Origin of the sequence: Streptomyces sp. NBRC 109706, from assembly GCF_000974485.1 — a bacterium.
Classification (GTDB): domain Bacteria; phylum Actinomycetota; class Actinomycetes; order Streptomycetales; family Streptomycetaceae; genus Streptomyces.
The window spans coordinates 23517-42965 of record NZ_BBOM01000015.1 but is presented as its reverse complement, the minus strand read 5'-3'; the positions used below and the strand labels follow the sequence as shown (position 1 = coordinate 42965).

16 protein-coding genes and 1 pseudogene are annotated in these 19449 nt (G+C 71.1%); 6 read left to right on the top strand and 11 right to left on the bottom strand.

Translation table 11 applies throughout. The features are described from left to right. Positions 1–37: 37 nt before the first annotated feature. From AOM46_RS30735 to AOM46_RS30725, 3 genes are all read left to right on the top strand, one after another. Entirely contained in the window at positions 38–433 is a 396-nt protein-coding gene (locus AOM46_RS30735; RefSeq protein WP_062218062.1) for a nuclear transport factor 2 family protein, read from the top strand. Between the two features lie 313 nt (positions 434–746). Continuing rightward, positions 747–7892: a type I polyketide synthase gene (locus AOM46_RS30730; protein ID WP_062218059.1), complete on the top strand. Its 7146-nt coding sequence runs from the start codon at positions 747–749 to the stop codon at positions 7890–7892. Between the two features lie 70 nt (positions 7893–7962). Next, a complete protein-coding gene (locus AOM46_RS30725; protein ID WP_062218057.1) occupies positions 7963–8757 on the top strand; it encodes a thioesterase II family protein in 795 nt (264 codons plus the stop codon). A gap of 100 nt (positions 8758–8857) precedes the next feature. Here AOM46_RS30725 and AOM46_RS30720 read toward each other — a convergent pair whose 3' ends face one another. The 6 genes and pseudogenes from AOM46_RS30720 to AOM46_RS30695 all read right to left on the bottom strand — a co-directional run bounded on the left by AOM46_RS30720 (position 8858) and on the right by AOM46_RS30695 (position 14888). Continuing rightward, a complete protein-coding gene (locus tag AOM46_RS30720) occupies positions 8858–9514 on the bottom strand; it encodes a TetR/AcrR family transcriptional regulator (RefSeq protein ID WP_062218054.1) in 657 nt (218 codons plus the stop codon). Between the two features lie 4 nt (positions 9515–9518). Beyond that, positions 9519–11228, bottom strand: a pseudogene (locus tag AOM46_RS30715) (DHA2 family efflux MFS transporter permease subunit); the annotation flags it as partial. A 162-nt stretch (positions 11229–11390) separates the two neighbouring features. Then, positions 11391–12134 carry a cupin gene (locus tag AOM46_RS30710; RefSeq protein WP_062218051.1) on the bottom strand — a complete coding sequence of 248 codons (744 nt, stop codon included), beginning with the start codon at positions 12132–12134 and terminating at the stop codon, positions 11391–11393. Beyond that, positions 12128–13054 (bottom strand): PmoA family protein, encoded by a 927-nt coding sequence (locus AOM46_RS30705; protein ID WP_062218048.1) that lies wholly within the window; start codon positions 13052–13054, stop codon positions 12128–12130. The genes AOM46_RS30710 and AOM46_RS30705 overlap by 7 nt, the downstream gene beginning before the upstream one ends. After that, positions 13051–14172: a Gfo/Idh/MocA family protein gene (locus AOM46_RS30700; protein WP_062218045.1), complete on the bottom strand. Its 1122-nt coding sequence runs from the start codon at positions 14170–14172 to the stop codon at positions 13051–13053. Before AOM46_RS30700 ends, AOM46_RS30705 begins: the two co-directional genes overlap by 4 nt. Positions 14173–14498: 326 nt before the next feature. Then, positions 14499–14888: a hypothetical protein gene (locus AOM46_RS30695; protein WP_062218043.1), complete on the bottom strand. Its 390-nt coding sequence runs from the start codon at positions 14886–14888 to the stop codon at positions 14499–14501. A 146-nt stretch (positions 14889–15034) separates the two neighbouring features. On the opposite strand from AOM46_RS30695, the gene AOM46_RS30690 reads away from it, so the two are divergent. Further along, a complete protein-coding gene (locus AOM46_RS30690; RefSeq protein ID WP_062218040.1) occupies positions 15035–15601 on the top strand; it encodes a DinB family protein in 567 nt (188 codons plus the stop codon). Between the two features lie 66 nt (positions 15602–15667). On the opposite strand, the gene AOM46_RS30685 is transcribed toward AOM46_RS30690, so the two are convergent. Genes AOM46_RS30685 through AOM46_RS34340 form a run of 5 tightly spaced genes read right to left on the bottom strand, consistent with a single transcriptional unit; the run spans position 15668 to position 17341 of the window. After that, positions 15668–16042 carry a hypothetical protein gene (locus AOM46_RS30685; RefSeq protein ID WP_062218037.1) on the bottom strand — a complete coding sequence of 125 codons (375 nt, stop codon included), beginning with the start codon at positions 16040–16042 and terminating at the stop codon, positions 15668–15670. A 17-nt stretch (positions 16043–16059) separates the two neighbouring features. Beyond that, a complete protein-coding gene (locus tag AOM46_RS30680; RefSeq protein ID WP_158920815.1) occupies positions 16060–16497 on the bottom strand; it encodes a hypothetical protein in 438 nt (145 codons plus the stop codon). Positions 16498–16518: 21 nt separating this feature from the next. After that, positions 16519–16890: a hypothetical protein gene (locus tag AOM46_RS30675; RefSeq protein WP_062218031.1), complete on the bottom strand. Its 372-nt coding sequence runs from the start codon at positions 16888–16890 to the stop codon at positions 16519–16521. Next, complete coding sequence (locus AOM46_RS30670; RefSeq protein ID WP_062218029.1) at positions 16887–17096, bottom strand: hypothetical protein; 210 nt, start codon at positions 17094–17096, stop codon at positions 16887–16889. The genes AOM46_RS30675 and AOM46_RS30670 overlap by 4 nt, the downstream gene beginning before the upstream one ends. After that, entirely contained in the window at positions 17093–17341 is a 249-nt protein-coding gene (locus tag AOM46_RS34340; RefSeq protein ID WP_158920812.1) for a hypothetical protein, read from the bottom strand. The genes AOM46_RS30670 and AOM46_RS34340 overlap by 4 nt, the downstream gene beginning before the upstream one ends. A gap of 158 nt (positions 17342–17499) precedes the next feature. Here AOM46_RS34340 and AOM46_RS32680 point away from each other — a divergent pair, with 158 nt between their 5' ends. Both AOM46_RS32680 and AOM46_RS30665 read left to right on the top strand, forming a co-directional pair. Continuing rightward, complete coding sequence (locus AOM46_RS32680) at positions 17500–18834, top strand: transcriptional regulator (RefSeq protein WP_078857364.1); 1335 nt, start codon at positions 17500–17502, stop codon at positions 18832–18834. A 50-nt stretch (positions 18835–18884) separates the two neighbouring features. After that, positions 18885–19415: an NUDIX domain-containing protein gene (locus tag AOM46_RS30665; RefSeq protein ID WP_062218118.1), complete on the top strand. Its 531-nt coding sequence runs from the start codon at positions 18885–18887 to the stop codon at positions 19413–19415. Positions 19416–19449 lie beyond the last annotated feature (34 nt).

The window sequence follows — 19449 nt, the reverse complement described above, 5'->3', positions numbered from 1 at the left end:
GGACATCCGAAACCCGCCAGGAAGGCCAGGAGAAGACATGCCCGATGACGCCCAGCGCAAGGCAGTGGTGCTCGACTACTTCGAGCGGGTCAACGCAGGCGACGTTGACCAGGTGGTCAAGATGTTCTCCCCGTCCGCCAAGGTCGCCGACCCGGTGGGCTCGCCCACCGTCACCGGCACCGAGGAGCTGCGCGCCTACTTCCGGCGCGTCATCAACGAGTTCGGCACCAAGGACGTGCCGGGCGAGCCGATCGGCGCGCAGGACGGCGCCAGCGTCGCGATCCCGCTGAAGGCCACCATCAACAACCCGCTCGACCCCAAGGGCGGCCGGCTCGACGTCAATGTCATCTGTACGTTCCGGATCGGCGACGACGGCCTGATCGAGGAGATGAACGCCTACTGGGGCATGACGGACATCACGCCCCTGAGCTGACCTGAGCTGAGCCCACCTCCCGGGGCCGCCCCCGTCGCTCCCGCGCTCCCCACCGCTCGTTCCGTGCCGCTCACGCACCCCACGGAGTAGCTGCCATGTCTGCCCCGCGTGCCTCGTCCGCCCACGAGCCCACGGCTCGCCACGGCCCTGGCCCCGGCCCGGCCGGCCCGCGTTCCGACGACGGCCGGGCCCCGCCCGGGGTGCGCCGACCCGCCGAAGCCCGCGCAGGGGAGCGCGGGCCCGCTCGGCACGCCGTACCCACGGCGCTCCACCAGCACGAGTCCCCGAAGCGGTTCCGAGAGCGGAGACAGCAATGACCACATCGCCCGAGCAACTCGTCGAGGCCCTCCGGGCGTCGCTGATGGAAGTGGAGAACCTGCGGCAGCAGAACGACGAACTGTCCGCCGCGCTCAGCGAACCCGTCGCCATCGTCGGCATGGCCTGCCGCTACCCCGGCGGCGTGCGATCCCCCGAGGACCTGTGGCGACTGGTCGTGGACGAGGTCGACGCCATCTCCGCGTTCCCCGGCGACCGGGGCTGGGACCTCGAAGGGCTCTTCGACCCCGACCCGGAGAACGTCGGCACCAGCTACACCCAGGAGGGCGGCTTCGTCCAGGGCGCCGTCAACTTCGACGCCGAGTTCTTCCGCATCTCGCCCCGCGAGGCCCTGGCGATGGAACCGCAGCAGCGGGTGCTGCTCGAAGCCGCCTGGGAGGCCATCGAACGCGCCGGGATCGACGCCGCCACCCTCAGGGGCACCAGGACCGGCGTCTTCATCGGCGCCGGCGCGCCCGGCTACGGCACCGACCTCGCCGAGATCCCCGAGGAGGCGCAGGGCTACACCCTCACCGGCATCGCGTCCAGCGTCATCTCGGGCCGTGTCTCCTACAGCCTCGGCCTTGAGGGCCCGGCCGTCACCGTCGACACCGCCTGCTCCTCGTCGCTGGTCGCGCTCCACCAGGCGGTGCAGGCGCTGCGGCAGGGCGAGTGCTCGCTGGCCCTGGCCGGCGGCGTCACCATCATGTCCAGCCCCGGCGTGTTCCAGGAGTTCAGCCGGCAGCGCGGACTCTCGCCCGACGGCCGCTGCAAGGCGTTCGCCTCGGCCGCTGACGGCACCGGCTGGTCCGAGGGCGTCGGCGTGCTGCTCGTCGAACGCCTCTCCGACGCGCGGCGCAACGGGCACCGGGTGCTGGCCGTGGTGCGCGGCTCCGCCGTCAACCAGGACGGCGCGTCCAACGGACTCACCGCGCCCAACGGACCGTCCCAACAGCGCGTGATCCGGCAGGCGTTGGCCAACGCGCGGCTGACCGTCGACCAGGTCGACGCCGTCGAGGCCCATGGCACCGGCACCCGCCTGGGCGACCCCATCGAGGCCCAGGCGCTGCTCGCCACCTACGGCCGGCGCACCGCCGCCGACCGGCCGCTGCGGCTCGGCTCCATCAAGTCCAACCTGGGCCATGCCCAGGCCGCGTCGGGAGTCGTCGGCGTCATCAAGATGGTGATGGCGCTCCAGCACGGGCTGCTGCCCAGGACCCTCCATGTGGACGAGCCGACGCCGCATGTCGACTGGGAGTCCGGCGCGGTGCGGCTGCTCACCGAGGCCGAGCCCTGGCCGGAGACCGGCGAGGCCAGGCGCGCCGCCGTGTCGTCCTTCGGCGTCAGCGGCACCAACGCGCACATCATCCTGGAACAGGGCGAGGCGCACGACGCAGCCGAGCCGGCGCCGGTGCCGCCGACCGCCACCACCGACGTGGTGCCGTGGATCGTCTCCGGACGCGGCCCCGGCGGCCTCGCCCGGGTCGCCGAACAGCTCGCCGCCTTCGTCGACAGCGCCGTCGAGAACGCCGACGACAGCGCCGACACCCCCGGGCCGCGCGAGATCGCCGCCGCGCTCGACCGCCACCGCGCCGTGCTGGACCAGCGGGCCGTGGTCGTCGGCGCCTCCCGCACCGAACTCCTCGCCGGGCTGCGCGCGTTGGCCGCCGAGGAGCCGGCGCCGCAGCTGGTCGTCGGCGAGGGCTCGGCCGCCGCCCAACCGGTGTTCGTCTTCCCGGGACAGGGCGCCCAGTGGTCCGGCATGGCCCTCGAACTGGCCGACGCCTTCCCGACGTTCGACGCCGCGCTCACCGAGTGCGGCACCGCGCTCGCCCCGTTTGTCGACTGGGACCTGCGGCAGGCGCTCGCCGGCGACCTCGCCCGGGTCGATGTCGTCCAGCCCGCCTCCTGGGCCGTGATGGTGTCGCTGGCCCGGCTCTGGGAGTCCTTCGGCGTCACCCCGGCCGCCGTCGTCGGCCACTCCCAGGGCGAGATCGCCGCCGCCGTGGTCGCCGGCGCGCTCGGCATCGAGGACGGCGCCCGCGTCGTCGCGCTGCGCAGCAAGGTCATCGCCGAAGGGCTCGCCGGGCGCGGCGGCATGGCGTCCGTCGCGCTGCCGGCCGCCACCGTCCAGCAGCGCCTGGACGCCGACGGGCATGCCGAACTCCTCGCCGTCGCCGCCGTCAACGGCCCGTCCGCCACCGTGGTCTCCGGCGAACCCGCCGCCCTGGACGCGCTGATCGCCGCCTATGAGGCCGAGGAGGTGCGGGTCCGCCGCATCGCCGTCGACTACGCCTCGCACTCCCCGCATGTGGAGTCCGTCCGCGACGAACTGCTCCGCGTCCTGGCCCCGGTCGCCCCCCGCTCCGCCCGGATCCCGTTCTACTCCACCGTCGACGGCGGACTGATCGACGCCGCCGGGCTGGACGCCGACTACTGGGTGCGCAACCTCCGCGGGACCGTCCAGTTCGCGCCCGTCGTCACCGAGTTGATCGAGGAGGGCTTCAACTCCTTTGTCGAGTGCAGCGCCCACCCGGTGCTCGCCGTCGGCGTCTCCGACGCCGGCGCCGAGGCCGTCGTCGGCTCGCTGCGCCGGGGCGAGGGCGGCGCGGCCCGCTTTGTCACCTCGCTCGCCGAGGCGTTCGTCGGCGGCGTCCGCATCGACTGGACGCCGCTGCTCGGCACCCCGGCCACCGGCGAGCTGCGCGGCCAACTGCCCACCTACCCGTTCCAGGCCACCCGCTACTGGCTGGAGTCCGCCGCCCCCAGGACCACGGGCGGCGAGACCGACGAGACCAAGGCCCGGTTCTGGGCCGCCGTCGAGAACGAGGACCTGACGGCGCTCGCCGGCACCCTGGACCTGGCGCCCGACCAACTCCGCGAGGTACTGCCCGCGTTGGCCGCCTGGCGTCGCCGCGCCGACGAGGACTCCGTCATCGACTCCTGGCGCTACCAGACCGCCTGGCGACCCGTCACCGAACCCGGCCGTCCGGCGCTGGCCGGCACCTGGCTGCTGGCCGTCTCCGCCACCGGCGGCGAGCAGCCCTGGCTGGCCGAGGCCGAGACCGCGCTGATCGAACACGGCGCCCGGGTCGCCCGTCTCAGCATCGACCCCACGGCCGACCGGGGCAGCCTCGCCACCACCCTGGCCGCCGAGTCGGCCGCCGTCCCCGATCTGACCGGCGTGCTGTCGCTGCTGCCGCTGGACGAGACCCCGCACCCCGACTACCCGTCCACCGCACGCGGGTTCGCCGCCACCCTCACCCTGCTGCAGGCGCTCGCCGACGCCGGCGTCGAAGCACCCCTGTGGTGCGCCACCAGCGGCGCCGTCTCCACCGGCGTCTCCGACCCGCTGACCAGCCCAACCCAGGCGCAGACCTGGGGACTTGGCCGGGTCGCCGCCGAGGAGAGCCAGGACCGCTGGGGCGGCCTCGTCGATCTGCCGGCCACCCCCGAACCCCGCTCCCGCGCCCGGCTCGCCGCCGTCCTCGCCGGCCTCGACCACGAGGACCAGCTGGCCGTCCGCCGCTCCGGCGTCTACGCCCACCGCCTGGTGCGCGGCGCCTGGGGCGAGGGACGCGCGCCCCGCCCCTGGCGGCCCGAGGGCACCGCGCTGGTCACCGGCGGCACCGGAGCGCTCGGCGGCCATGTCGCCCGCTGGCTCGCCCGCGAGGGCGCCCCCCATCTGCTGCTGCTCGGCAGCCGAGGCCCCGACGCGCCCGGCGCCGCCCAACTGGCCGCCGAACTGACCACGTTGGGCTCCCGCGTCACCCTGGTCGCCTGCGATATCGCCGACCGCGACGCGCTGGCCGCCGTCATCGACGCCATCCCGGCGGAACTCCCGCTGCGCACCGTGGTGCACACCGCCGCGGTGCTGGACGACGGCGTCATCGACTCCCTGACCCCCGCCCAACTGGAGCGGGTGGAACGGGTCAAGGTCCGCGGCGCCGCCCATCTGGACGAACTGACGGCCGAACTCGACGTCTCCACCTTTGTGTTGTTCTCCTCCTTCGCCGGCGTCTTCGGCGTAGCCGGGCAGGGCAACTACGCCCCCGGCAACGCCTATCTCGACGCGCTGGCCCGCGCCCGGCGCGCCCGTGGCCTGCCCGCCACCTCCGTGGCCTGGGGCCACTGGGCCGGTGGCGGCATCGCCTCGGGCGACGCCGAGGAGCACCTGCGCCGCCGAGGCGGCGCCGAGATGGACCCGGAGACCGCGCTGCGCGCCTTCCGCAAGGTCCTCGACCACGACGAGACCGCCGTCGCCCTCGCCCATATCGAATGGGGCGGCCAGGCCGCCGGCGCGCCCACCGTCGACAGCCGCCCGCGCCCCTACCTGGGGGAGCTGGCCGAGGTCCGCCAGCTGCTGGCCGCCGCCGAACAGCGGCCCGCCACCGCCACCGGCGCCCCCGGCGAAAGTGGCGCGCTGGCCGACCGGCTCGCCCAACTCCCCAGGGGGGAACGGGAACGCGCCGTGCTCGACCTGGTCACCGGGCAGATCGCGGCCGTCCTCGGCCATGGCTCCCCGGAGGCCGTCGACGCCGGCCGCCCGTTCCGCGAGCTGGGCTTCGACTCCCTGACGTCCGTCGAACTCCGCAACCGCCTCGGCGTGGACACCGGCCTCAAGCTGCCGGCCACCCTGGTCTTCGACCACCCCACGCCCCAGGCCCTCGCCGCCCATCTGCGCGGACTGGTCCTCGACGGCATCGAAGGCGCCGACGACACCGACGGTCGGCCCGCTCTCGCCGCCCCCGCCCAGGCCGCCGCCCCCGACGACGACCCCGTCGTCATCGTCGGCATGGCCTGCCGGCTGCCCGGCGGCGTCGACGACCCGGACGCGCTGTGGCAGCTGGTCGCCGACGAACGCGACGCCGTCGGCGCGCTGCCCACCGACCGTGGCTGGAACGTCGACGCGCTGATCGAAGCCGGCGTCGACGTGCCCGGCATGCGCTATGTGCAGCAGGGCGGATTCCTGCGTGACGCCGCCTCGTTCGACGCCTCGTTCTTCGGTATCCCCGACCACGAGGCGCTGGCCATGGACCCCCAGCACCGGCTGCTCCTCGAAATGTCCTGGGAGGCCGTCGAACGCGCCGGCGTCGCCCCCGGATCGCTGCGCGGCGAGCCCGTCGGCGTCTTTGTCGGCTCCTTCTCGCAGGGCTACTGGACCGGCCTCCAGGAGGTGCCGGACGAGAGCCGTCCGCACCTCAACGGCGGCGTCTCCCCGGCGCTGGCCGCCGGCCGCATCGCCTACACCCTCGGACTCGAAGGCCCCGTGCTGACCCTGGACACCGGCTGCTCCTCGTCCTCGGTCGCGCTGCATCTCGCCTGCCAGGCGGTGCGGCAGGGCGACTGCGGGATGGCGTTGGTCGGCGGCGCGTCCGTGCTGGCCAACCCGGCGGTCTCCCCCGGCATGGGCGTCGGCGCCGCCGAGGACGGCCGCTGCAAGTCCTATGCGGAGGACGCCGACGGCACCGGCTGGGGCGAGGGCGCCGGCGTGCTGGTGGTGGAACGCCTCTCCACCGCGCGGGAACGCGGCCACCGGGTGCTCGCCGTGATCCGGGGCACCGCCATCAACCACAACGGCGCGAGCAACGGCCTCGGCGCCCCCAACGGCCCTTCCCAGCAACGGGTGTTGCGCCAGGCGCTGGCCAACGCGGGGTTGCGCCCCGACGAGATCGACGTCGTCGAGGGCCATGGCACCGGCACCGAACTGGGCGACGCCATCGAGGCGCAGGCCCTGATGTCGGTCTATGGCGCGGGCCGGGACACCGACCGGCCGCTGTGGCTGGGCACCGTGAAGTCCAATATCGCGCATCCGCAGGCGGCCTCGGGCGTCATCGGCGTCATCAAGACGGTGCTCTCCATGCACCATGGGGTGCTGCCGCGACTGCTCCACTCCGACGAGCCCTCCAGCCGCGTCGAATGGTCCGAGGGCGGCGTGCGGTTGCTCACCAAGACCATCCCCTGGCCGGCGACGGGCCGGCCCCGCCGCGCCGGCGTCTCCTCGTTCGGCGCCAGCGGCACCAAGGTCCATGTCATCCTCGAACAACCAGAGGAGACCGATGAGTTGACGGTCCGTCAGCAGGACGGCCGGCTGCTGCCGGTGCCGCTGACGGCCAGGGACGAGACGGCGCTGCGGCAGCAGGCCGCCCGGCTGCGGGCCCGGCTGCTGGCCGCGCCGGACACCGCGCTGGCCGACGCCGCCTGGACCCAGGCGGTGGGCCGCACCCCGTTCGCCCACCGGGCGGTGCTGCTCACCGACGACCGGGCGGAACTCCTCGACGGGCTCGCCGCCATCGCCGACGGCGGCGACCATCCGGCGGTGCTGACCGGCGTCGCCCCCCGAGGGGAACGGGCCGCGGCCGTGCTCTGCGCCGGCGCGGGCACCGAACCCGCCGCCGTCGCCGCCCTCTACGCCCAACACCGGCCGTTCGCCGACGCGTTGGACGCGATCTGCGCCCAACTCGACCCGAAGCTGCCGTCATCGGTGCTCGACGCGCTGCTCACCGCCGGCACCCCTGGCGTCGGCGCGCCCGACAGCGGCTCCCCGGCAGGACCGGCCGCCTCGTTCGCCGTTGAGTACGCCCTCTTCCGGCTGCTGCGCGCGTGGGAGGTGCCGGTGGCCTCCGTCGGCGGCCGGGGCCCGGGCGCCGTCGCCGCCGCGCTGGCCGCCGAGGCGCTCGACCCGGCGGACGCGGTCACGTTGCTGCTGACCCTGGCCGAGGGGCGGGGCGTCACCGCGTCGACGCTGGCCGGCCTGGACTGGCGGGCGCCGCTGGCCCCCGTCACCCACCCGGTCACCGGCGATCCGGTCGACGCGGCCGAACTGCGGTCACCCGCCTACTGGGACGCGGCCTGGTCGGCGACCGGGCCGATCGCCCCGCCGTCCACGGCGCACGCCGGCGTCCCCCTGCCGCTGGGCGACGGCGCCCACGCGGCCCCCGTCGCCGGCCCGCACCCGGACCGGGCGCTGCTGACCGCGCTGGCCCGACTGCACACCGCCGGCGTTCCGCTGGAGTGGCGCCGGGTGTTCGCCGGCGTGCCGGCGGGCGCTGTCGACCTGCCGACCTACCCCTTCCAGCGGGAGCGCTACTGGCTCCACACCTCGCTGGCCGGGCTCCCCGACACCGTCGTCGCGGCGGGCTGACCCCATCCCCACCGGCCCCGGACGTCGTCAGGCGTCCGGGGCCGACCCAAGGAGTGAGGAAGAGAACCCCATGGCACTCGCCCACGACCCCGGTGACCTGTGGATACGCGGCTTCGGAGCGGAGTACTCCAGCGGTCGGCTGCGGCTGCTCTGTTTCCCGCACGCCGGCGGCGCCGCCTGGTTCTACTATCCGCTGGCCGCCCGCCTCGGCGGCGTCGACGGCGTCGCTGACGTGCGGGCGGTGCAGTACCCGGGCCGTCAGGACCGGCTCAACGAGACGCCGCTGACCAGCGTCGAGGCGCTGGCCGACCGGATCTTCGAGGAGCTGCGGCAGGGCGACGAACAGCCGCTGGTGCTCTTCGGCCACAGCATGGGGGCCGTCATCGCCTACGAGGTGGCGCGCCGCCTGGAGGCCGAGAGCGATATCCCGCTCCTCGGGCTGATCGCCTCCGGCCGCCGCGCGCCCTCCGTGCACGTTCCCGACACGGTGCGCCAGCGTGGCGACGCCGAACTGATCGACGCGCTACGGGAACTCAGCGGCACCGCCACCAGCCTGCTGGAGGACCAGGAGGTGCTGGAGATGATCCTGCCGGCACTGCGCGCCGACTACCGCGCCGTGGAGAGCTACCGCCACCGAGCGGGGCGTGAACTCGACTGCCCCATCACGGCGTTGGTCGGCGTCGACGACGAAAGGGCACCGGTGGAACAGATGGCGCCCTGGGGTCGCCACACCACCGCCGCCTTCGATCTGCGGGTCTTCCCCGGCGGCCACTTCTACCTCAGCGAGCAGTGGTCCCAGGTCGCCGACACCGTCGCCGCCGGCATCGCCGCGTTCGAACGCCGGGCCGGCGCCGCCACCTGCTGACCCGCCGGACGGCGAACGGTAACGGTGAAAGGTAACGGTGAAAGGGGTGGACCCCTGGCCGTGGGCGCCCACGGCCAGGGGTCCGGTCTGTGCGGGCCTGTCAGGCGGGCCCGAGCTGGGAGGCGAGATCGGTCTCCAGGACGTCGATCGCCCGGTCGATGATCACCCGCAGATCCTCGGGACGCTCCTGGGTGGCCCAGTACATCAAGGTCTCCCTGAACCCGCCGATCACGGCGCCGACAAAGACCCGCAGCTCCAGGCTGTCGATGGGATAGCCGGTGCGTTCCGACAGAGCCCTGGTCAGATACTCCGTGGTCGCCGCCAGATTCTCCTGCATCCGGGACCTGAGCGCCGGCACCGTCGCGATCAGCCGCATCCGCTGCTCCGCCTTGGCGAACGCCTCCGGCTGCTCCGAAAGCCGCGCCAACGTCTCGTGGATCGCCGCCCGCAGCGCCGTCAACGGCGCCTCCTCCGCCGGCCGGGCCAGCATCGCGGCCTCCATCACGGGCTCCACCCGCCCCGAACCCTCGGAGAGCACGATGTCCTCCTTGGTCGGGAAGTAGCGGAACACGGTACTGACGGAGACCTCGGCTGCCTGGGCGATCTGATCCACCCGGGTCGCGTCATAGCCGCGCTCGGCGAAGAGCCGGTAGGCGGCGTCCCAGATCGCCTGGCGGGTACGGAGCTTCTTCCGCTCCCGCAGATCCGTTCTGGGAGCGGAAGCGGCGGGGGTGTGCGGTACGGACGTGGCACTCATGCGGCTATTCTTCGCGCTCGGAGTCGCCGCTGGCCAGGCCGGCACCGCCGACGGACTCGGCCGCGCGCGGCTCCCCGTCCCGAGGGGCGCTCACCGTCGCACCGTCCGCGCCGGCGCCGTCGCCCTCCGATGACGCCTCCTCCGACGACGGCTTCTCCGGCGACGGCTCATCGGCGTGCTCCGGCGGGCGGGACGGCAGCAGCAGCCCGGCGAGCAGCGCCGTGACCAGCGCGGCACCGGCGCTCACCAGCAGGCTCAGGCTCATCCCGTCCATAAAGGCCGAGTTGGCCGAGTCCGCCAGGCCGGCCCCGGCCGTGCCGCCGATCTCGTCGGCGACCAGATGCGCCGCCACCACCGAGTGCCCGACCACATCCGCCGCGGCCTCCGGAAGACCGTCGACCGACAGCCGGTTCTGGTACGTCTGCGTCAACAGGCTGCCCAGCAGCGCCACTCCGATCGCACTGCCCAGCTGCCGGGTGGTCATCAACATGCCCGAGCCGACGCCGGCCCGGTCCGACGGCAGATGCTCAAGCGCCGTGTCCATCGCGGGCACCAGCGCGAGGCCCGCGCCCACCCCGGTGATGGTCAGCCAGGTCGCCGTCAGGCCATAGCCCGAACCCGCCTCCGTGGTGCTGCCGACGATGCCGGCGGCCGCCAGCACCACCAGACCGGCCACGATCATCGCCCGCGCGCCCAGCGCCCGCTGCAACGGCACCACGATCCGCGTGCCGACCAGCAACCCGCCCATCATCGGCATCAGTTGCACGCCCGTCGTCATCGCGTCCGCGCCGCGCACGGCCTGCAGATACTGCGGGACGACAAAGAGCAGCCCCGTCATGATCATGGTGACCAGGGCGACCGTGACGGTGTTCCAGGCGAAGCCACGGTTCCGCAGCAGGCTCACATCGAGCATCGGATGGTCCCGCTTGCGCTCCCGCAGCACCAGACCCGCCAGGATCGGCACCGATCCGATCAGCGTCCCGATGACCAGCGGATCGTCCCAGCCCCGGCTCGGCCCCTCGATGACGCCGAAGACCAGCGTGGCCAGGCCGGCCACCGCCAGCACCGAACTGATCGCGTCCACCCTGGGCGCCGCCGGGTCCTTGGACTCCGGCAGCAGCAGCACACAGGCGAGCACACCGGCCGCCGCCATCGGCACATTGACCAGGAAGATCGAGCCCCACCAGTAGTGGTCGAGCAACCAGCCACCCACCAGCGGGCCCAGCGGCATACCGGCCGCCAGCGCCGCGCCGAGCGCCGCGACCGCCTTGGCCCGCTCGCCCGGCCCGAAGAGGGTGGGCACCACGGACAGGGCCAGCGGGGCGACCAGCGCCGCGCCGAGACCCATCACCGCGCGCGCCGCGATCAGCGGCTCGGCGCTGTCCACCAGCGCGCCGACGGCCGAGCCGGCCAGCAGCGCGGTGAGGCCGACGATCAGCATTCTGCGGCGCCCGAACCGGTCACCCAACAGGCCCGCCGGCAGCATCGCGGCGGCGAAGACGACCAGGAACGCGTCGACGATCCACTGCTGCTGGGTGGTGCTCGCCTCAAGATCGGCCGCCAGCGTGGGAAGGGCGACATTCAGGATCGTGATGTCGAAGCTCAGCACCAGAGCGGACGCGACCAGTGCGCCAAGCGCCCACCAACGGCGTGGGTTGTCATACCGCTCCTCGGGGGGCGGGTCGTGTTCGGCACTCATGACACACCTCATTCGGAAGTCACTGTTATTAGAGAGTAACTGTCAAAAGTGAGTCGCTGTCAAGTCCTGGGCGCCGCCTCGACGTTGACTCTCCTCCGAACGGGTGACGGGCCGACACACGAGAACGCCCGGCACCCCGCGAGGGGCACCGGGCGTTCCCGCCTGTCCGCCGGCCGTTCAGTCGTCCCGCGACACCGTGGTGCCCGGCACCTCGTACTCGTCGCGCCGCCCACACATGCCATAGCCCCCGACCCGCGAGGGCACCGAATGAGACGCGGTCGCGTCCGCCAGATAGTCGGGCGCACCCGCCTCCAACGCGTCCAACTGCGCCCCGGTGCGCTCCGCCGTCGCCAGCGCACCCGCCCGCCACAGCTCCCGCCAACCGGACACCCGCTCCCGCACCAGCCCGGCGGCGGCCCGCTGGAACTCCCGATACGGCCCCGCGTCCCCGTCCCGCAGCGCCGCCCGCAGCGGCAGATAGCCCTCCACCGCCAGATCCCTGCGCCGCCGCGCGGCCGCCGCGACCTCGCCATCCGTCCCCCCGGGCAGCCGCGCCACCGAGGCATACCGCTCCGGATCGGCCAACACCTCGGCCGGGAAGGTGAACACCGCGTCACCCGCCTCCGGCAGACCGCTGTTCTGCATCAGTACCGTGATCCGCAGCTCACCCCCCTGCACCATCCGATGCACCGTGCCCGGCGTGAACCACGCCACCGCACCCGCCTCCAACGGGACATCGCGGTAACCGTCCGGGCTCAACGTCTGCACCGCGCCACGCCCACCGGTGACCACATACGCCTCCGTACACACCAGATGCAGATGCGGGCTGCCACCGCACACCCCGTCGGCCGCCTCCCAGTCGTACGCCCGCAGATGCGAGAGCCCCACGGCCCCCGGCAGCGGATTCGGCAGACTCACCAGCCCAGCCCCCTCAGATGCCCGGCGACCCGCTCCCGGTCCCAGTCGCCGTCGGCCACCACCACCCGGTAGCGGTAGGCGAACGTCGCGCCCGGCAGCAGCTCGAACTCCTCGAAGAACGCCCAGGAGAACGCCACCGTCGGAATCGGAGTGGACCGCACGAACCAGTGCGATTCGTGCACGGCCCGCGCCGGATCCAGATTCTCCGGGGCATGCGCGAACACCAGCGTGGAACGCGCGTCAACATCGTCATGCGCCGCGCCGAACGCCAACCACGGGCCCCGGGAACCCATCATCCCCTCGGCATCCACCCCCTCCTCCGGGCCGAACACCTCACCACCGGTGAAGTCCCTCGGCCCACGCCACTGCAACCCGGTGTAGCCGGCCATCTCCCGCCCCGCCGTGGTCGGCGAGCCGAACCGCAACGGCTCCGCACGGACATTGGTCAGCCGGATCGACCAGTCCAACGCCCAGGAACCGGACTCGGGACGCACCGAGTGCACCGTGATGCCGCGCTCCTCCCGCGCCCACTCGGCACCGTCGTTCGCCACCCACGTCAGATCCTCGGCCAACCGGAACGTGTCCTCGGTGGCCGCCAGCTCGGAGAACCCGTCGTGCCGCATCGAACCGACCCGCTCGTCGACCCGCTGATAGCCCCGGTCCGGGCCGAGATAGGAGTTGCCACCCCAGAAGTTCTGCTCCGAGAGATGGCTGGCCGTCATCTGCAGGCCCTTGTGCCACCGGTGGTCATTGGGCCGATAACCGGAGACCAGCCGACCGGCGAGGGTCCGCAACGGATGGATATAGGGCTTACGGGACTCGAACGGATCCGCGTCCGGACGGTAGACGTACGCCAACAGCTCGACGTCCCCGGCGCTGACCGTGATCCGCTCGCCAAGGGTGTGGCTGACCTCGATCGTCATCGGGCGGGGCTCCAATCCGGGTGGTCGCCGTGCATGGCCGAGTAGTAGGGATCGCCCGGCCCGATCTCGCCGGCGAACACCGGCCGACCGGTGAACGCCGACTTGTAGAGCGCGGCGGCGAACTCCACGGTTCGCCGCGCGTCCGCACCACTCCCGGGCGGCGCGACCTTCCGCTCGTACGCGTCCAGCAACGCGCCCAGCTGCGCCTTGTGCGAGCTGGGCACATCCGCCGCCGGCGCCCGCCAGCGCGCGACCCGCGCCTCGTCGTCCAGACCCGGACGCGGGGTGTAGACCCAGTCGTCGTTGGAATGCCCGTAGAGATGGGTGAGTTCGACCGTCGCGTCGGCGCAGTCGACCCGGATCCGGCTGACCTCGTCCGGGGACAGCACACTGTTGACGACGGTGGCCAACGTCCCGCCGGCGAACCGCACCAGCGCGGTCGAGACGTCCTCGCTCTCCACGTCGTGCACCAGCCGGGCCGCCATCGCCCGCACCTCGGTCCAGTCGCCGAGCAGATGCAACAGCAGATCGAACTGGTGGATGCCATGCCCCATCGTCGGCCCACCCCCCTCCGTCTCCCACCGGCCGCGCCACGGCACGGCGTAGTAGTCGACGTTCCGGTGCCACGTGGTCTGGCAGTGCGCCACCAGCGGGGCGCCCAGTTCACCGCCGGCGATCAGCTCGCGCGCGTGCGCGGACCCCGACCCGTAGCGGTGCTGGAACACCACCGAGGCATGTGCGCCGGTGGCGCGCTCAGCCTCGGCGATCTCGTCGAACTCCGCGAGGGAGAGACACAGCGGCTTCTCGCACCACACCCAGGCCCCGGCCCGCAGCGCCGCCACGGTCTGCTCGCGGTGCAACGAGGGCGGCGTGCCGATCAGCACCAGATCCGGCCGGGCCTCGGCGAGCATCGCGTCGAGGTCGGTGTACCCCGCGACCGCCAGGCCCGCCTCCCCGGTCGTCGCGAGAAAGGCGTCGAGCCGGTCCGGCGCGACGTCCATGGCGGCGACCAACTCGACCCGGTCGCTGTGCGCACGCAACGCCGGCAGATGACTGCCGACGACGATGCCACCCGTGCCGACGATCGCGGCGCGCAGACGGGAGGGAGGGGAGGGCATGCGGAGGCTCCTCGGTCTAGAAAGCGCTTACGGGAAGGGACTCTAGGAGGCGAGTGATCGATCACACAAGTCCCTGGCTCGGGCGCGCTTGGCGGCGGCGCCTCGCCCGGTGGGGGGCTGGGGTGGTGGGGGCGTGTGCGGGTTTGGGGGTGGTTGGGGTACCTGCTTTTCTCGCTGGCGCGGGGCTGCGGGGGGTTGGGATGTGGGGGGAGGGGGCTGGTCTCTGGCGTGGGTGTGCTGGGTGGCAACGGTTGGCTCGGTGGGGGCTGGGCCGGTTGTGAAGTGGCTGATGGTCTGCGGGACTTGCCGGCGGCGGACGAGGACGCTCACCCTTGTTCTTTTTCCGACTCCTCTATCATGTCGGAGAAGAATTCCCAGGCCTCAAGGACGTCGTCAATACCCGTGATGCCCAAAAAGGCGAAGGTGGATGCGGCGACGCCGGACAGCAGGGTCCAGTACACCTCCCAGGACATTCTCCCTCGTTGCACTTCCTTACGGAACTGATCCGCGATCAAGCCGAAAAAGATCGCCGGACCGAAAAGCAGTACCAGGAGGAGGACGCCCTGCGCGACCGACAACTCGTCGTCGGGGGCGATTTCGGCGGACTGGATGTATCTCGCCAACAGGACGATCCCGGCGATCACTCCCAGTACCCACCAGATCACGTCCAGGTCGTCATTGATTTTCCCTTTGTCTTCGCCCTCGCCATCCGCCATACGCCCCCCATGTCGCTTGATCAGGCCGCGCGGCGACCGCGCCTGTCAATTCTGGCTCAAGAGGGTGTGGATGGCACAGGGCTTCCGTCGATGGGGGGCGCTGAGGGGGTTCGTAGCCGGGGCCCCGTTGTCTGTACTCTGCGCGGATGACACGAGGCGAGCGCATCGCGGACCAGTTGGACCGGCACTGGAACAAGAACCTGCGGCCGAGGCTGCACGGTCTCGCGGATGAGGAGTACTTCTGGGAGCCGGTACGCGGGTGTTGGAGCATCCGCCCACGTGGCGCGCCGGCCGCCGCGCCGATGTCCGCCGGCACGGGGGAATGGGCGATGGACTACGCGTCCCCCGACCCGGTGCCGGCGCCGGTGACCACGATTGCCTGGCGGCTGGCGCACATCATCGTCTCCTGCCTCGGCTATCGGGTCGCCTGGCACTTCGGCGGCCAGGAAGTCGACTTCCAGACATTCGCCTACGCGGGGACCGCTGACGAGGCGCTGAAACAGCTCGACGAGATGTATGGGAAATGGAATACCGGGGTCCGTGAGCTTTCGGACGCCGACCTGGAGAATCCGCCCGCGGTGGGTCCCGAGCGGTTTCCCATGGAGGGCATCGTCCTGCATGTCAACAGGGAGTTGATCCATCACGGTGCCGAGATTTCCCTGCTGCGTGACCTCTACCGTTGGCAGGACGGACCCAAGCCACATCGCATATGAATTCCCGCCGGGTCTGCTGGAGTTGGCGTCCTCTCCCTCTCGCAGGGGGGAGAGGGCGCCAACCTTTCAGACGGTCGGAATCTGGATGCTGGTCCCCGTGTCCCTGGCGTCAAGCGCTTCCCGGATGGCCGGGTCCTGGGCGAAGGTGGTGATGGGGGCCCAGCGGGCGTTGGGGTTGGTGTCCTCGGTGGTGTCGGGGACGGTGTTGTGGGTTCCGCCGTCGAGGATCCACAGTTCGCCGGTGTTGTCGGTGCCGGTGGGGTGGACGGTCCAGGCGTGGGTGATGTCGGCGAGGAGTCCGGTCTGGCCGGCCAGGGCCAGTCGTCCGGTGAGGGCGAGGTCGCCGTGGTGGGGGACGGGGGCGCCGGGGAGTCGGTCGTCGGCGAGGAGGACGTAGCCGTTGCGGGTGGTGGCCAGCACGAGGACCTGGGTGTTCGTCATGGGGTTGTCTCTCTTTGTCAGATGTAGGCGGCGTCGGGTCGGGAGCCGTTGATGAGGATGGGGAGTCTGTGTCGTCGGGTGGCGGCGACGAGGGCGTGGTGGATGACGGGGGTGGGTTCGTGGAGTTCGGCGAGGGGGAGCCAACCGGCGCCGGGTGGGAGGTATTTGTTGGCGTCGCGTGGCAGGTTGGGCAGTTGGCCGCCGTCCAGGACGTAGCTGAGGGAGGTGGGGGTGCCGGTGTGGTCGGTGACGACGGTGACGGCATACGCCTCGCTGACGGGGCGGTCGTAGCCGGTGGCCTCACGGAAGGTCTCGCGTGCGGTGAGGACGATGCATCGCCCCGGCGGCACCGTGCCGGAGGGTAGGACCCAGCCGTCCCGGCCCTGCACCATCAGGAGGTGCCCGTCCAGGGTGGTGGACAGCACGCTGAAGGAAATGGGCAGAGTTGTGCTCATGAAGTGACCTGTCCCCGTGGTCTAGTTGAGGGCCATGAGGTAGCCGGAGAGTGCCGTGATCAGGCACATCAGCCCGACGAAGGTGGGCCCGAACGCGCGGTCCAGAAAGCCGGCGGCCGTCCCGGCGGGCGCGTGTGGCGGGTCCTCGTCCTCATGCCGGCGTCGCACCGCCCGCCAGTGCTTCTCCGCCCGGGCGAGGAAGAGGTCGTGCTCGGGCTGTTCCTGGACGTGGTGGATGGCCCACACGGCAACGGGCTGTTGATCGTTGTCGAAGAGCGGGGAGCGGGCCTCGCAGGTCATGCACTCCACGCCGAAGATCCCCTCGGGCGCGCCGGCCCCGTGCTCGTCGGTGAGCACCCAGTCGGCACTCCGGATGATCGCGTCGCCGCTCACGCCGCCTCACCGGCCTCGAACCGGTAGACCCGCGTGACACGCTCCCGATAGACCCGGTGCCCGGGATGCAGACCGAGGTGCGAGACGGCCCACTCCGCACCGTCCTCCGCGTCCTCCCCCCTCGGCCCGAACCCCCCACACACGGCACACTCCATGACAAACGAAGCGCCCGCGTCCACATCCACGGCGAGCTCCCCAACCATCACGGCAACTCACCACTCTTCACCCGGTAGTTGACCTCACTGGCCGCGTTCCGCGCCCGGAGTCGCGAAAGCAGCCGCGCGTGCGGGTCAGCTTCGGGAGTGTCCTTCAGGCTGTCCGGATCGTCGGTTTGGGAGATGACGGCCTCTTGTGGCGTGGTTGCCTGAGGCCTCTGGAAGGCTCCATGGGGTTGCTGGTTCTCCGCAGGGTGCACGCAGGATGCGGGCGGCAACGCGGTTTCATCGGACATGAGACGTCTCCGAGGGGGAAGTGGATCGGTGCTACCACCCTCGTAGGCGATGCCCGTTATTGGCAGTATGTGCAAGCTCTCATGCGCCTCCTTGGTTTCACACAGTGTGTGATTGGTTGTTTACTAGGATGGGTGCCTCGAACCTTTTGGGGGACCCCTTGGAGTCGAACACACTGCTCGATGCCCTGCTAGATGAAGCGGGTATCTCGCACCTCGGTCTGGCGACGCGTGTCAATCGGCTGGGCAGCCTGCGTGGTCTGAAGCTCCGATATGACAACACTTCCGTGATCCGCTGGCTCAAGGGGCAGCGTCCACGAGGGCAGGTGCCGAACCTGATTTGTGAAATCCTTTCAACCAAGCTTCAACGCCAAATCTCGCTGGACGATATCGGAATGTCCGATTCGCGGGCCAAGGCGAAGACTCAGCCGCCGCTGAGTGCATTTGTTGATCGGGCAGCTGCGCTGTGGCGCGCAGACGATCAGCGCCGAGTGATCTCCTTGCGGGTCATGGAGGGTACAGACGCTATCGCTCCTGTCTGGGAATGGGAGAATCCGCCGGATGATCTCGATGTGTCACGAAAGGGATCACTGAGCGTCGAACCTCGCGACATCTCCCTGCTGCGGACTGCTCGCACCCACTATGAGCAGATGTACCGGAAAGCTGGTGGTATTGCCACCAGGGGGCGAATCGCCCAGTTCCTCTACGGTCAAGTCGTGCCTCTGTTGCGTGGCACCTATTCCGATCGTGCAGGACGGGAGCTGTACCGTGCCGTTGGGGGACTTGTCGCAGTCGCGGGCATCTGCTCCTATGACTCCGATGCGCAGGGATACGCGCAGAGGTACTTCCACCAAGCACTGCGGCTAGCCAAGGCATCCGGTGATCGCCAGTTTGGCGCCTACGTCATGGCCCTCATGGTGAACCAGGCCGTATTTAGGCGTGATTATCGGCTGGCGGTCGCTTTCGCGGAGGCCGGCCTACGCGCTGCGGGGGTGCAGATCTCTCCGGCCTTGGCTACTGACCTTTATGCCATGCAGGCCAAAGCCTTTGCCAGGATGGGAGACCAGTCTTCGGCGCATCGCTGTATGCGGCGGTCAGAGGCGGCAGTAGGCAAGATCCGTCCGTCAGAAGAACCACCCGAAACCGGTTACGTTCAACCCGGGCTCGTTGAAGCACACTTCGCCGAAGCGCTCATGAGCCTCGGGGATACAGCGCCCGCTCAGGAGTACGCGCTGGAAGCCGTTAGGACACAGGCCCACTTCCGAGGGCGAGTCCATCGATTGGCAACCTTTGCCCGAACCCAGGCAGCCGCTGGCGAGGTGGATGGTGCGGCCTCCACTGCTCTGGAAATGTTGGATGCGGCGCGAGGTATGGAGTCTCGACGCCTGCGAGAGCGATTGGTTTCGGTGCGCAACACGCTGTCCCGCTACGAGGCCAGCGGTGCGCGCGATGTGGTCGAGTTGATCGATGAGACCCTCCTGGTCCCCTTCGGCTAGGCCGAGTGCGCTGGGATGGGGCCCTGTTTCCGTCAGTTGAGAGGTGCATGGTGTTGTGGAAGAACCTGGGTGAGAAGCCGGTGTACAGCAATCCCTGGTTGCGGGTGCATCTGGCCGATGTGGAGTTGCCGGATGGGCGTCATCTGGATCATTACGTTCTGCGGCAGCGGGCGGTGGCGCTTGCGACGGCGGTGAACGATGCCGACGAGGTGCTGTTGTTGTGGCGGCACCGGTTCATCACGGACAGCTGGGGATGGGAGATCGCCGCCGGCGTGGTCGAGGATGGCGAGAGTGTTGAGGCGGCCGCAGCGAGGGAGATGGAGGAGGAGACCGGTTGGCGTCCGAGTGGACCGTTGCGGCATCTGGTGACGGTGGAGCCGTCCAACGGGTTGAGCGACGCGGTCCATCACGTCTACTGGTCTGAGGGAGCGGAGTATGTGGGACACCCGCAGGACGACTTCGAATCGGAGAAGCGCGCCTGGGTTCCCTTGAAAGAAGTTCCCGGCCTGATCGCTGAGGGCCAGGTCCGTTCGGCCAACGCGGTCGCCGGACTCCTGTTGCTCCACCACCTGAGAAGCTGATCCCGCCCCAGCGAAGGGCCGGGCCGACCAACTC

Bases quoted from the DNA above. Each gene is read 5' to 3' on its own strand.
- AOM46_RS34340 (WP_158920812.1), bottom strand. From the start codon at position 17,341: ATGTCCGATGAAACCGCGTTGCCGCCCGCATCCTGCGTGCACCCTGCG.
- AOM46_RS30720 (WP_062218054.1), bottom strand. From the start codon at position 9,514: ATGAGTGCCACGTCCGTACCGCACACCCCCGCCGCTTCCGCTCCCAGA.
- AOM46_RS30690 (WP_062218040.1), top strand. From the start codon at position 15,035: ATGACACGAGGCGAGCGCATCGCGGACCAGTTGGACCGGCACTGGAAC.
- AOM46_RS30700 (WP_062218045.1), bottom strand. From the start codon at position 14,172: ATGCCCTCCCCTCCCTCCCGTCTGCGCGCCGCGATCGTCGGCACGGGT.
- AOM46_RS30685 (WP_062218037.1), bottom strand. From the start codon at position 16,042: ATGACGAACACCCAGGTCCTCGTGCTGGCCACCACCCGCAACGGCTAC.
- AOM46_RS30695 (WP_062218043.1), bottom strand. From the start codon at position 14,888: ATGGCGGATGGCGAGGGCGAAGACAAAGGGAAAATCAATGACGACCTG.
- AOM46_RS30705 (WP_062218048.1), bottom strand. From the start codon at position 13,054: ATGACGATCGAGGTCAGCCACACCCTTGGCGAGCGGATCACGGTCAGC.
- AOM46_RS30725 (WP_062218057.1), top strand. From the start codon at position 7,963: ATGGCACTCGCCCACGACCCCGGTGACCTGTGGATACGCGGCTTCGGA.
- AOM46_RS30730 (WP_062218059.1), top strand. From the start codon at position 747: ATGACCACATCGCCCGAGCAACTCGTCGAGGCCCTCCGGGCGTCGCTG.
- AOM46_RS30735 (WP_062218062.1), top strand. From the start codon at position 38: ATGCCCGATGACGCCCAGCGCAAGGCAGTGGTGCTCGACTACTTCGAG.
- AOM46_RS30680 (WP_158920815.1), bottom strand. From the start codon at position 16,497: ATGAGCACAACTCTGCCCATTTCCTTCAGCGTGCTGTCCACCACCCTG.